Origin of the sequence: Stappia indica (assembly GCF_001696535.1) — a bacterium.
Lineage (GTDB): Bacteria > Pseudomonadota > Alphaproteobacteria > Rhizobiales > Stappiaceae > Stappia > Stappia indica.
In genome coordinates this window covers 550,683-563,288 of the sequence record NZ_MBQE01000005.1, presented here as the reverse complement: position 1 = coordinate 563,288, position 12,606 = coordinate 550,683, and the positions used below count along the sequence as shown (strand labels likewise).

Annotated in this window: 13 protein-coding genes; 6 read left to right on the top strand and 7 right to left on the bottom strand. The window is 70.7% G+C overall.

What is annotated here, in order from left to right; all coding sequences use genetic code 11:
* Positions 1-98: 98 nt before the first annotated feature.
* Positions 99-995 carry a LysR family transcriptional regulator gene (locus tag BBX35_RS19990; RefSeq protein WP_067223861.1) on the bottom strand — a complete coding sequence of 299 codons (897 nt, stop codon included), beginning with the start codon at positions 993-995 and terminating at the stop codon, positions 99-101.
* 102 nt (positions 996-1,097) lie between these two features.
* Here BBX35_RS19990 and BBX35_RS19985 point away from each other — a divergent pair, with 102 nt between their 5' ends.
* Entirely contained in the window at positions 1,098-1,736 is a 639-nt protein-coding gene (locus BBX35_RS19985; protein ID WP_067223859.1) for a class I SAM-dependent methyltransferase, read from the top strand.
* Positions 1,737-1,752: 16 nt separating this feature from the next.
* Here the strand turns inward: BBX35_RS19985 and BBX35_RS19980 are convergent, their stop codons facing one another.
* Positions 1,753-2,346 (bottom strand): TetR family transcriptional regulator, encoded by a 594-nt coding sequence (locus tag BBX35_RS19980; protein ID WP_067223856.1) that lies wholly within the window; start codon positions 2,344-2,346, stop codon positions 1,753-1,755.
* A gap of 134 nt (positions 2,347-2,480) precedes the next feature.
* Between BBX35_RS19980 and BBX35_RS19975 the strand changes: the two genes are divergently transcribed.
* The gene (locus BBX35_RS19975) at positions 2,481-2,900 is read left to right on the top strand and encodes a cupin domain-containing protein (RefSeq protein ID WP_083206464.1); all 420 of its coding nucleotides are present in this window, start codon (positions 2,481-2,483) and stop codon (positions 2,898-2,900) included.
* A 28-nt stretch (positions 2,901-2,928) separates the two neighbouring features.
* Here BBX35_RS19975 and BBX35_RS19970 read toward each other — a convergent pair whose 3' ends face one another.
* From BBX35_RS19970 to BBX35_RS19960, 3 genes are read right to left on the bottom strand one after another with little or no spacing between them, the layout of a single operon-like run.
* Complete coding sequence (locus tag BBX35_RS19970; protein ID WP_067223851.1) at positions 2,929-4,368, bottom strand: sensor histidine kinase; 1,440 nt, start codon at positions 4,366-4,368, stop codon at positions 2,929-2,931.
* Positions 4,365-5,030: a response regulator transcription factor gene (locus BBX35_RS19965; RefSeq protein ID WP_067223848.1), complete on the bottom strand. Its 666-nt coding sequence runs from the start codon at positions 5,028-5,030 to the stop codon at positions 4,365-4,367. Before BBX35_RS19965 ends, BBX35_RS19970 begins: the two co-directional genes overlap by 4 nt.
* Positions 5,030-5,365: a PepSY domain-containing protein gene (locus BBX35_RS19960; protein WP_067223846.1), complete on the bottom strand. Its 336-nt coding sequence runs from the start codon at positions 5,363-5,365 to the stop codon at positions 5,030-5,032. Before BBX35_RS19960 ends, BBX35_RS19965 begins: the two co-directional genes overlap by 1 nt.
* A gap of 137 nt (positions 5,366-5,502) precedes the next feature.
* Here BBX35_RS19960 and BBX35_RS19955 point away from each other — a divergent pair, with 137 nt between their 5' ends.
* Positions 5,503-5,805: a PepSY domain-containing protein gene (locus BBX35_RS19955; protein WP_067223843.1), complete on the top strand. Its 303-nt coding sequence runs from the start codon at positions 5,503-5,505 to the stop codon at positions 5,803-5,805.
* Positions 5,802-6,401, top strand: coding sequence for a cytochrome b/b6 domain-containing protein (locus tag BBX35_RS19950; RefSeq protein WP_083206462.1), 600 nt, complete (start codon positions 5,802-5,804; stop codon positions 6,399-6,401). Before BBX35_RS19955 ends, BBX35_RS19950 begins: the two co-directional genes overlap by 4 nt.
* Positions 6,402-6,448: 47 nt before the next feature.
* Here BBX35_RS19950 and BBX35_RS19945 read toward each other — a convergent pair whose 3' ends face one another.
* Positions 6,449-8,446 (bottom strand): SLC13 family permease, encoded by a 1,998-nt coding sequence (locus BBX35_RS19945; protein WP_067223841.1) that lies wholly within the window; start codon positions 8,444-8,446, stop codon positions 6,449-6,451.
* Positions 8,447-8,635: 189 nt separating this feature from the next.
* On the opposite strand from BBX35_RS19945, the gene BBX35_RS19940 reads away from it, so the two are divergent.
* Together BBX35_RS19940 and pabB are read left to right on the top strand one after the other, a co-directional pair.
* Positions 8,636-9,661: a class I SAM-dependent methyltransferase gene (locus BBX35_RS19940; protein ID WP_141402619.1), complete on the top strand. Its 1,026-nt coding sequence runs from the start codon at positions 8,636-8,638 to the stop codon at positions 9,659-9,661.
* A gap of 115 nt (positions 9,662-9,776) precedes the next feature.
* Positions 9,777-11,654, top strand: a complete 1,878-nt coding sequence (pabB, locus tag BBX35_RS19935) for an aminodeoxychorismate synthase component I (RefSeq protein WP_083206461.1) — start codon at positions 9,777-9,779, stop codon at positions 11,652-11,654.
* Here the strand turns inward: pabB and BBX35_RS23260 are convergent.
* Positions 11,582-12,604 carry a nucleotidyltransferase family protein gene (locus tag BBX35_RS23260; RefSeq protein WP_088946132.1) on the bottom strand — a complete coding sequence of 341 codons (1,023 nt, stop codon included), beginning with the start codon at positions 12,602-12,604 and terminating at the stop codon, positions 11,582-11,584. The two genes, pabB and BBX35_RS23260, sit on opposite strands and share 73 nt — an antisense overlap.
* Between the last annotated feature and the right edge of the window lie 2 nt (positions 12,605-12,606).

Here is a 12,606-nt window from a genome sequence, read left to right as displayed (position 1 = left end):
CGCGCGGCAGGCGCTGGAGGCACGGCCCGGACCTGCCGCCCCGGACCTGCCCGCTGCACCGGACGCGCGCCCTGCCGTTATCCCCGCTCCCGCGCCAATCAATCCCCGCCCAGCATCGCCGTGATATGGTCGAAGACGATCCTGATCCGCCGGCTGGTGTGCAGCTCGCGGTGGGTGACCACGAAGACCGGGACGGGAATCGCGGGAAGCTCCGGCAGCAGGCACTCGACCTCCGGCGCGAGACGGGCGACGTCGTCGATCATGGCGCCGACGCCGAGCCCGGCGCGAACGTAGTGCCAGGCGACGACGCCGTTGTCGCTGACGAGCGGGAAGCTGTCCGGCGTCAGCGACAGGCCCTGCGCGTTGAGCGCCAGGCGGAAGCGGTCGGACCGCTCGAAGCCGACGAAGGGCCAGGCGGAGAGCGCGGCGGCATCGCGCGGCGGACCGCCCCGGCGGGCGACGAGATCGCGCGAGGCGTAGAGCCGGGCCTGCATGTCGGGCATCCGCCGGGCGATCAGCTCGCCGTCCTGCGGCTCGACATGACGGATGGCGATGTCGGCCTCGCGGCGGCGGATGTCGCGCAGGCTGTTGGTGGCGACGATCTCCAGCGACAGGCCGGGCGCCGCCTCGCGCAGGCGCTCCAGCACCGGCGGCAGCAGCCAGGCGGAGATGACGTCGCTGGCGGTGACGGTGACCTCGCCCGCCACCGCCTCCACCCGGCCGGAGGCGGCAAGCGAAACGCGGCCCGCCGCCTCGCCCATGGCGCGGGCGTGCTCCAGCAGCTCCAGCCCCGAACGGGTGAGGCTGAGGGAGCGGCCGACCCGCTCGAACAGGGCAACGCCGAGCTCCTGCTCGAGCGCTGCGACCTGACGGCCGAGCGTCGGCTGGGTCAGCCCGAGGATGCGGGCGGCGGCCGACAGCGAGCCTTCCTCGGCGGTGACGAGAAAGGCGCGCAGGCGGTTCCAGTCGAAGGCGGGACGGAGCGGCGAAACCATGCAAAAACGTATAACGACGCTGCGTTTTTATGCAATTTCTTCTGAAACGCCCTCGGGCTAGACCAGAGCCGGATCGACGACCCGCAGACGGAGCAAGGGGCGATGCGCAGGCAGGACGAATTCTGGGACAAGGCGGCCCGAAAATATGCCGCCGACCCGATCAAGGACGAGGCGTCCTACCGGCGGACGCTGGAGGCGACGGCCGCGCGGCTGACGCCGCAGGACCGGGTGCTGGAGGTCGGCTGCGGCACCGGCACGACGGCCTTGCGGCTGGCCGCAGGCACGGGCAGCTATCTCGGCACCGACATCTCGGCGCAGATGATCGCCATCGCCAACGAGAAGGCGGCCGACGCAATGGCGGAAAACCTCGCCTTCCGCGAGGCTTCGGTGATGGAGGCCGGACAGGCGGAGCTGGCGGCTGGCACCCCGCCCTTCGATGCGGTGCTGGCCTTCAACATGCTGCATATGGCGGAAGACCTGCCGGCGACGCTCGCCGCGCTGAGAGCCCGGCTGAAGCCCGGCGGGCTGCTGATCTCCAAGACCGTCTGCCTGAAAAGCTGGGGCTGGTACATGCTGCCGCTGATCCGGGCGATGCAGCTGGTCGGCAAGGCGCCGCATGTCGGCTTCTTCAGCATCGCCGAGCTGGACCAGGCGATGGTCGATGCCGGTTTCCGGATCCTGGAAGCCGAGTTGCACCCGGCCTCGCGCAAGGCGCGGTTCCTGGTGGCGCAGAAGGTGTGAGGCGCAAGGCCCGGGCCTAGGCGGTGCCGAGAAACCGGTCGAGCAGCGCCTCGGTGGTCTCCCGCACGGCCTGACGGGCCATGTCCGGCGACAGGCGGGCAATGTCGTCGAGCGCGATCATCGCCTCGGTGCCGGTTGCCGCCGATAGCGCGCCGACCAGAACGGCCAGACGGTCCGCCGGCAGGGCGGGCCGGACTTCGGACAGGGCCTGCCGGTACATGGCGACACGGCGGGCGCCGCGGCGCGTCGCCTCCCCTCCTCCTTCGGCCAGCCAGCAATCGAGATTGCGCGCCAGGAACTGGCGGAAGGCCGCCTCATGGGCGAGCGCCAGGTCGAACAGGTAGAGGCTGACGGCCAGCACCTTGGCGCGCGGGGTATCGCAGCCCTGCACGATCTCCGCATAGTCGCGCACCTCGACCGCAAGGCCGGCCTCGGCCGCCAGCACCGCCGGATCGGAAAAGTAGCGATAGGCCGTCGCCTTGGAGATGCCGCTCTCGGCCGCCGCGGCGGTGACCGTCACCGCTTCACCCCGCTCGATCAGGGCACGCGCGCCAGCAAGGATCGCCTCGCGGGTGCGGTTCTTCTGGGACGTGCGTTCACGAGTTGCCACTCTGATTCCTCATAATAAGACACTTGTCTCATAAAAAGACTTGTGTATCATAAAACCATTCCAACCCTCTCACAAGTGGAGGACAGGCCGTGGCGGACACTCGCGCCAGAACGTATGAGACACTCGGCATCTTGATGAAATTTCATGCCTTTCCCGGCGACACGCTGGGCAAGTACTGTCTGGTGGAAGCCGTGGTGCCGCCGGGACTGGGCGCCCCGCCCAACCATCATGCCGGCGAGACGGAAGCCTTCTACGTGCTGGAAGGCGAGGTCGAATTCATGGTGGCGGGCGAGACGCGCGTCGCTAGGCCGGGCAGCCATGTGTCGATCCCCGACGGGGCGGTGCATGCCTTCACGGCGCGCGGCCCGGCGCCGGCACGGGTGCTGATCCTGAACGCGCCGGGCCACATGCACGAGCGATTCTTCACCGAACTGGGCACGCCGGTTGCCGAGGGGACGGCAGCGCCGGCGCCGATGGACGGGCCGCCGGATGTGGCGAAGGTGATGCAGGTGGCCGGCGCGACCGGCATGACCATCCTGCCGCCGCCGGCCTGACGCGCTTCAGGTCTGAGGCCCGCCGGCCTCACTCGCCGGACGGCGCGGGGCGCAGGCACAGGGCCGCTTCGAGGCCCGGATCGCGGTTCTCGATGACGAGGCTGCCGCCCCAAGCTTCGGCAATCTCCGAGACGATGGCAAGGCCGAGCCCGGCGCCGCTGCCGCTGCCGCCGGCAAGGTCGAGCCGGCCGCCGCGGGCGGTGAGCGGGCCGATCATGTCGTCCGGAATGCCCGGCCCGTCGTCCCGCACGGCAAGACGGACGAGGCGCGGCGTTTCGCGCAGCGTCTGCTCGTCGTCCGGGACCGGGTCGAGAGTGAAGCGGACCTTCGCGACAGCGTGGCGAGCCGCGTTTTCGGCCAAATTGCCGAGCGCCTCGGCCAGGTCGTCGGGATCGATGGCAAGGCGCGCATCCTCGGCAATCTCCACCTGCCAGTCGAGCCGGGAGCCGGCGGGCGTGCGCGAGACGACGGCGACGACGGCACGCGCGACGGCGGCAGGGGCGGCGGTTGCCGTGCCCCGGCCGGAGGCAAGGCGGGCGCGGGCAAGCTCGCGCTCCACATGGCGGCGCATCGACAGCGCGACGGTCTCGATCTCGGCGGCGATCTCGGTCTCGCCGCGCGCCTGCAAGCGCTCGATATCGCCGGCCAGCACCTGCAGCGGCGTGCGCAGGCCATGGGCAAGGTCGCCGGCGCGGGCGCGGGCGCTCTCCACCTGCGCCTCGCGGGCGGCGAGCAGCCCGTCCAGCTCGCCGGCGAGCGGACGGATCTCGTCGGGAAAATCGTCGCCCAGCCGCGTGCGTCGGCCGGAGCGGATGGCGGCGAGCCCGTCGCGCACCGCCGCAAGGGGCCGCAGGCCGACCGTGACCTGCGCCACCGCAGCGGCCATCAGGAACAGGGCGAGCACGGCAAGATAGGGCGCAAGGTCGAGGCCGAAGGCACGCGTCGCCGCATCGATCTCGCGCCGGTCGATGGCGACCGCAACGCGGACGGGCGCGCCGCGCAGCTCGACCACCCGTTCCAGCAGCAGGAGCTGCGTGTCGCCGGGACCGGCAATCGTGTGGCGGTGGGGCAGCGGGTCGCCCTCCCCTTCCGCCGGCAGGGCCATCTCGAAATCCCAGAGCGAGCGGGACCGCTGGATCGCCCCCTCGACGGCGTCCTGTGCCGACCCTGCCCCGTGGTCCTCGTACTGCCAGTAGAGACCGGACAGCGGCACGGCGAAGCGCGGATCGCCCGGCGGGCGCACGAGAACCAGCGCGCCGTCGGGCGTGCGGTCGAGGCCGGCGACCAGCTGGTCGAGATGAACGGAAAGCTCCTGGTCGATGCGCCGTTCGACATGGCGCTCGAACAGCACCAGAAGGCCGGCGGCGGCGAGTGCCAGCGCGGCGAGCACCGAGACGGCGCCGGCCAGGATGAGCCGCAGGCGCAGCGAGCCGCGCCGCCGGGCGGCCGGGGCGGCGTGAGGCCTCACGCGGGCGCGTCCGCGACGAGATAGCCGAAGCCGCGGCGCGTCTCGATGGCATCCGGCCCGAGCTTGCGGCGCAGCCGCGCCACCACAGCTTCCAGCGCGTTGACGTCGCGGGCATCGTCGTCGCCGTAAAGATGCTCCAGCAGCTCGGTCGGCGGCACGACCCGTCCCTTGTGGTGCATGAGATAGGCGGTGAGGCGGTATTCGAGCGGCGAGAGGGCCAGCGGCACGCCCTCGCGGGAAACGCGCATCTGGCGCGTGTCGAGCGTCAAGTGCCCGGCGGCGATGGCGGGGGTGGCGACGCCGACGGAGCGGCGGATCAGCGCGCGGACGCGGGCGACCAGCTCCTCCATGCGGAAGGGCTTGGCGAGATAGTCGTCGGCACCGGCATCGATGCCCTCGACCCGCTCGGCCCAGGCGCCGCGGGCGGTCAGCACCAGCACGGGCATGGTGCGTCCGGCACCGCGCCAGCGCTTGAGCACCGACAGGCCGTCGAGAACGGGAAGGCCGAGATCCAGCACGACGAGGTCGAAATCCTCCGTGTCGCCGAGAAACCAGGCGTCCTCGCCGTCGGCAGCGCGCTCGACCACATAGCCGGCGGCCGTCAGCGCGGCCGCGACATCGCGGGCGATGCGCTCGTCGTCCTCCACCAGGAGCAGGCGCATCAATCGTCCTCGATCTTGATGACCCGCGCCGTGGCGGCGTCCACGGTAACCTCGCGCACGCGCCCGGACGGCATCACCATCTTGAGCTCGTAGACATAGCGGCCGTCGTCGCGCTCGAAGTCAACATCCAGCACGCGGCCGCCGACGCTGCGCTCGACGCTCGACAGGATTTCCGAGAGCGGCCGGATCTCGCCGGAGCGCAAGAGGCGGCGGGCGCGCTCGTGATCGTCGTCGTCGTCGGCACGCGCGACGGCCGGCCATCCGCCGGCAGCCAGCACGGGCAGCACGGCGGCAAGAGCAAGAAGGAAACGGCGGCGGGTGGGATGTGCGGTCATGACCTTGTTCCTATAGGGGAGCGATCCTGACAATTGCCTGACGACACGCATCGGCGCGGCGTCAGGGGGCGTGGTGCAAGGTGGCGTCATTCGCGGTTCGACAGCGGACCGCGGCAACGCAAACAGGAGCATCCATCATGCAGAAGACCCTTGCCATCGCCCTCTTCGCCCTCGTCGCCGCGCCGAGCCTCGCCATGGCCGACGACGACGACGGCCGCAACCGCTGGGGCATCGACGCGCCGCGCGACCAGTGGATGAGCATTGCCGACGTGACGGCCAAGATGGAAGCCGCCGGCTACAAGATCCGCGAGATCGAGATCGACGACGGCGTCTACGAGATCGACGGCCACGACGCCAACGGTGCGCGCATCGAGGCCGACGTCCATCCGGTGACCGGCGAGATCCTGCGCCGCGACGACAAGCGCGGCGAACGGGGATGAACAGCCCCCTGAACCAGGCGGAAGCGGACGGCGCGATGCCGTCCGCCCCGCCGGCGGGTGCGGATGCCGCCCCGGAGGCAGCCGGCACCGTGCGGGTCTGGGACCCCTTGGTGCGCCTGTTCCACTGGTCGCTGGTCGCCGGCTTCGCCATCGCCTATGCGACGGCGGAAGAGGTGCAGCAGGTGCACGAGATCGCCGGCTACACCATCGCCGGGCTGCTGACCCTGCGCATCGTCTGGGGCTTCGTCGGCCCGCAGCACGCGCGCTTTTCCCAATTCGTGCGGCCGCCGGCCGAGGTGCTGCGGTTTCTCGCCGACAGCGTGCGGATGAAGGCGCGGCGGCACATCGGCCACAATCCGGCGGGCGGAGCCATGGTGCTGGCGCTGATCGCCGCCATCGCCGGCATCTGCGTCACCGGCTACATGATGGAGACGCTGGCCTATCGCGACGCGAGGTGGCTGGAGGACGTGCACGAGGTGCTGGCGAACGGCACGCTGGCGCTGATCTTCCTGCATGTGGCGGGCGTGCTGCTGGCCAGCTTCGAGCACAAGGAAAACCTGGTGGCGGCGATGTTCACGGGGCGCAAGCGCGCCTGATCGTCCGACGCCGCGATCCGGCCCGTCCTGCTCCTCGCCGCGAGCCGCTACAGCGGCCAGACGAGGAGCAGCATCGGCACCGCCACCGCCGCCACGACCAGCTCCAGCGGCAGGCCGAGGCGCCAGTAATCGCCGAAGCCGAAGCCGCCCGGCCCCAGGATCAGTGTGTTGTTCTGGTGGCCGATGGGTGTGAGGAAGGCACAGGACGCGCCGATGGCCACGGCCATCAGGAAGGCATCCGGGTTGACGCCGAGCGTCGCCGCGATGCCGATGGCGATGGGGCACATGACGGCTGCCGTCGCCGCATTGTTCATCACATCCGACAGGAACATGGTGACCACCAGCACCATCGCCAGCGCCGCGACGGGGTGGCCCTGCGCCAGCGTGCCGACGAGGAAGGTGGCGATGAGCTCGGCCGTGCCGGTCGCCTCCATCGCCCCGGCGACGGGAATGAGCGCGGCGAGCAGCACCACCACCGGCCAGTCGATCGCCGTGTAGACCGAGCGCAGCGGCACCGTGCGCAGCAGCATGGAGGCCAGCACGCCGGCGGCGAAGGACACTGAGGCGGGCAGCAGGCCGATGACCGTCACCAGGATCGACAGGCCGAGAATGCCGGCCGCCAGCAGCGCCTTGCGCTTGTCCGGGATGCGCAGCTCGCGCTCGGCCAGCGGCACGCAGCCGGTCTCGGCCGCGAACTCCGCCAGCACGTCGGCCGGGCCCTGCATCAAGAGCAGGTCGCCCGACTGCAGCTGCAGGGTGCGCAGACGCGTGGTCGAGCGGCGGCCGTTGCGCGAGACGCCGAGCAGGTTGACGCCGAAGCGGCTGCGCAGGGCAAGGTCGCGCGCCGAGCGGCCGACCAGCTGCGCCTCGGGCCGGACGACCAGCTCGCGCAGCACCACTTCCTCGGCTTCCGTATCGCGGCGGACCTCGCGGGCATCCGCGTCGGCGGCCTCGCCCGCCTCGCCCTTTTCCGCATCCCCCTCGCCTTCGGCCGGGCTTTCGGGTTCGGCCGGTTCGGGCTCCGGCTCCAGCGCGACGTCGCCGAGACTGGCCGCCTCGTCGATCTCGCGGCGGCGCTGCTCGTCCTCTTCGCGCCGGGCCTCCTCCTCGCGCACGCGCTCCTTCTCCTCGCGCTCCTCGTCGCGGGCCTTGGCCTGTTCTTCCAGCGTCAGGTCGAGCTTCGACAGCGCCTCGGCGATGCCCTCGACATCCGCCTCCAGCACCAGGACGTCGCCGCCCTGGACCCGGCGGTTGCCGCGCGGGGCGCTGACGCGCAGGCCGCCGCGCACCATGCCGACGACCTGGGCCGCGGCCTTGTCGAGCTCGGCCTCGATCTCGTAGAGGTTCATGCCGTCGGCCTTGCCCTTCTCCTCCACCCGCACTTCCGTGAGATAGGAGCCGACCTCGAAGGCCTCGCCCGCGGCGGCGCGGGTGATCGGCACCAGACGCCAGCCGATGGTGACGATGAAGGCAAGGCCGGCCAAGGCCACCGCGAGGCCGACGGGCGCGAAGTCGAACATGGAGAAACTGCCGCCGCCCCCGCCGGCGGACGCACGGAAGCCGGAGACGATCAGGTTGGGCGGGGTGCCGATCAGCGTCGTCATGCCGCCGAGAATGGTGCCGAAGGCGAGCGGCATCAGCATGCGGCCGGGCGTCATGTCGAGGCGGCGGGCGAGCTGCAGCGCCACCGGCATCAGGAGCGCCATGGCGCCGACATTGTTCATGAAGCCGGAGAGCGCGGCGCCGAGGCCGGTCAGCGCGGCGAGGCTGAGCGTGCGCCCGGCATTGTCCGGCAGCACGGTGCGGGCCAGCACGTCGACGGCGCCGGAGGTCTGCAGCCCGCGGCTGAGCACCAGCACGCAGGCGACCGTGATCACCGCCGGATGGCCGAAGCCGGCGAAAGCCTCCTCGGACGGCACGAGGCCGGCCGCGACGCAGGCGATCAGCGCCCCCATTGCCACCATGTCGTGCCGCAGGCGGCCGGACAGGAAGGCCGCCATCGCAAGGGCGAGGATGGCAATGATCGCGATCTGATCGCCGGTCATGAATTGCTCCGAAATTGCTCCCAGCCGGATTCTGTAGCGGGTCGCGGGAAGAAGGAAAACGAAAGAAGTGATGCCGCAGCGGCACCCAGCCTTGTAAACCTATGCAGAATTACTAGGTTCCATTGCGATTGAATCCGGGCCCGGCGCGGCCCCGCGAAACGTCCAGGAAACGAGCGCTTGGGAGGCGATGTGAGGGAGAAGATGAAGACCGGCCAGACCCTGGAGGCCGGAGGAAACTGCGCGGTTTGCGACACGCGCGAACGGCGCATCGTCTCGCTGGTGGGGCGCGGGTTCCAGAAGCTGACAACGGTGATCTGCACCGGCTGCGGGCTGGTGCACAGCCACCCGATCCCCTCGCCGGAGGAACTGCAGCGGTTCTACGCCGAGGACTACCGCAAGGCCTACAAGGGCACCCACAAGCCGAAGCTCAAGCATGTCTACCGCTACGCGCCGGGCGCGTATCAGCGGGTGGCGGAGCTGGCCGCGCTGGTCGGGCCGGAGCGGCGCCGCTTCCTCGACATCGGCTCGGGCAGCGGCGAGATCCTCTACATGGCGCGCAAGGCGGGCTTCGAGGTGACCGGCGTCGAGCCGAACACCGGTTATGCGGAATACACCCGCGAGGAGCTCGGCCTGCCGGTGCAGAACTGCACCTTCGAGGAGGCGGACCTGCCGAAGGCGCATTTCGACATTCTCAACCTCAGCCATGTGCTGGAGCACCTGCCGGACCCGCTCGCCTCGCTGCGCTTTCTCAACACGCTGTTGCGGCCGGGCGGCATCCTGTGCGTCGCGGTGCCCGACATCGGCCATGCCAGCCACGCGCCCTGGACCCGCTTCCACTACGCCCATATCCACAATTTCAGCCACGAAACGCTGAAGGCGATGGTGCTGAAGGCGGGCTTCGAGATCCTGCCCCAGAGCAGCGGCAGCACGACACTGATCGCCCGCAAGACGGGGGCGGCGTTCTGCGACATGCCGCGGCCGATGCCGGAGAACTACGAGATGCTGTGGCAGACGCTGACGGCGGAGCATGCGGGCGTTGCGCATGTCACCGGCAAGCGCGGCATCGCCCGGTTGATCGGCAAGCTGTACCGCTATCCGCGCGACCATGTGATGGGCCGGCTGATGGGCTCGCCGCGCCGCATCCTCGACAAGGTGCATGCACGCATGTGCGAGACCTACGGCACGTTGATGACCTTCGTCCTCGCCGCCGTGTGAGGCCGGACGGCGCAAACGGGCGGGTCCCGTGTCGCGCCGGCGGCTATGCAACGCGGGGCAACGGGCTTAAGAGGGCGCGGGGGAGGACGGACCGACAGGACGAGGCCGGCAGCACATGGACGAGAGCGGCGACGACGAGAGCGGCGACGCGGGGCGGGCGACAGCTCCCGGAAGACCCTCCGAGACGCTGGTGCTTTTCGACGCGGGAGCGGGAACGGCGCTGCTGTTCGCCCGGCCGCGGCGCGTCATCGCCTGCCATGAAGTGAGCGACGTGGCGGCCGCCCTCGCCGAGGCGGAAGCAGCGGCTCGCGCGGGCTTCCATGTCGCCGGATACATCGCCTATGAGGCGGGCTTCGCCTTCGAGGAGAAACTGCGGCCGCTGGCGCCGAGCGATCCGGCGTTGCCGCTGGTGCGGTTGGCCGTCTTCGATGCGCCCGAACAGCTGACATTGAGCGAGGGGCTGGCGCGGCTCGGTGCCGGCGACATCGCGCAGGAGGGATGCGCGGGAACGGATGCCCGCGTCGACGGCTTCGAGCTGACGCGCGAGGCGTACGATGCGGCCTTTGCCGCCGTGCGCGCGCATCTCGCCAGAGGCGATATCTACCAGGCCAACCTGACCATGCGGGCGCGCGGGCAGATCACCGGCGATCCGGCGATCCTGTTCGCCCGGCTGCTGCTGTCGCAGCCGGTCGGCCATGCGGCCTTCCTGCGCACCGACACCCGGACCGTGCTGTCGCTGTCGCCGGAGCTCTTCCTGGAGCGGCGCGGCACGCGCGTCGCCACGCGGCCGATGAAGGGCACTGCGCCGCGCGGGCAAACGGGCGAGGAAGACCGACAGATCGCGCGGGCGCTCGCGAGCGACCCGAAGTCGCAAGCCGAGAACGTGATGATCGTCGACCTGATGCGCAACGACCTGTCACGCATCGCGGAAACGGGCAGCGTACAGGTGCCGCGCCTGTTCGAGGTCGAGCCCTATGCGACGCTGTTCCAGATGACCTCGACCGTGGAGGGCGAGGTCCCGGCCGGGACCGGCTTCGCCGCCTGCATGCGCGAGCTGTTTCCCTGCGGCTCGATCACCGGAGCGCCGAAACTCTCGGCCATGCAGGCCATCCATAGGCTGGAGAGCGGGCCGCGCGGCATCTATACCGGCGGCATCGGCCATCTGGAGCCTTCCGGCGACTTCCGCTTCAACGTGGCGATCCGCACGCTGGTGGTGGAGGCGGACGGCCGGTTCGAGGCGGGCGCGGGATCGGGGCTGGTGTTCGATTCCGCCAGCACCCCGGAATACGACGAGTGCCGGCTGAAGCTCGCCTTCCTGGAGCGCCGGGCGCCGGACTTCTCGCTGTTCGAGACGATGGCGTGGCACCCGGCGGAGACCGGCGATCCGCTTTCCGGATACCTGCTGCTGGAACGGCACCTTAGCCGGCTCATCAACAGCGCCGCGCGGCTCGGCTTTCCGCTCGACGTGGAGGGTGCGCGGGCGCTGCTGGCAGGCCGGGCCGGCGCGTTCGACGGCCCGCGGCGGGTGCGGCTGGAGCTGGCGGGCAGCGGAAAGCTGTCGCTGGAGGACCGGGAGCTGCCGCCGGCTGTCGCGCACTGGACGGCGGTGCTCGCCGACGTGACGATGCCGTCCGACGATCCGCTGCTGCTGCACAAGACGACGCGGCGCGAGACCTATGACGGCACGCGGGCGCGGCTGGCCGCTTCGACCGGCTGCGACGAGGTGATCTTCGCCAATGACGAGGGCTTTCTGACGGAAGGAAGCTTCACCAACCTCTTCCTCGCGCGCGGCGGACGGCTGCTGACACCGGCGCTGCGGCACGGGCTGCTGCCGGGCACGCTGAGGGCAGCGCTGCTGGACACGGGGCGCGCGGTGGAAGCGGACCTGCGGCCCGAGGACCTCGCCAAGGCGGACAAGATCTATCTGGGAAATTCGCTGCGCGGGCTGGTGGAGACGCGGATCCAGTCGCGGGCAACGCTCGCCGCCGGCTGATCCGCGGCCGAAGGACCGGCAGGGCGCGAGGCCTGCGCCGCATCCGTCTCGTCGCCCTCGTCCTCCCCGTCTTCCACGGGGTCTGACGGCGCGCCGAAGTCGCCTCTCACGAGGCGGGCGTAGCGGTCGCCGGCGAGATGGCGGCGGAACGGGCTCTGCCGCAGCAATTCCTCGCGGTGGGAGAGCGGCGCCGATGCGCCGGCAGGTGTCTCCTCATTCGGCTCGTCCTCGTTGGCCGCCTCGGGAGTGGGCTCGTCGACACCCGGCGCGACACCCGTCCGCCCGGACGACGGCCAGGGCAGGATCTCCAGCTCCGGCCAGGCGGCCTTCATTCGCAGCGCCTTGTCGAGATAGGTCGAGGCATTGTCGAGCACCGGGTTCGGCACCAGCCGCATGGCGAAGATGTCGGCCAGACCGAAGGGCGCGGCGAGCGACAGGCGGCCGTCCGCCTCCAGCCGCACGGCGACCGAATGGGTGCGCGCGGCATAGTTGACCAGCGCCTCGTCCGTGCAGGAGAGCGAAGGGTAGTCGATGCCGTGCTTTTGCCGGAACCACAGGGCAACGCGCGCCTGGTTGCGGATTTCCACCGGCGCCGGCAGGCGGGAAAAGGACGGGCGGGCGCGCGTGATCACCCGGTCCTCCGCCTCGTAGCTGGTGTCGGCGCCGTCGAAATAGAGCAGATCGAAATCGCGGATGCCGTGGCCGGCCGGGCGGCCGGTCAGTGCGTTCCAGACGGTCTGGTAGATGGCGCCGCTGGCCAGCCGCCAGTCCGGCAGGGCAAGGCTGCGGGCGATGCGCAGCACGCGCATCACCACCGGATCCGTGCGCAGGATCAGCTCCAGCACGCGCCTGCGGTCGTCCTCGCCGGTCAGCGAAGGATCGCCCAGCGTGGTGCGCCCGAAGGCAAGGCCCTGGCCGAGGGCGGGAGGCACGGCTTGCGCCGGCTTCATCG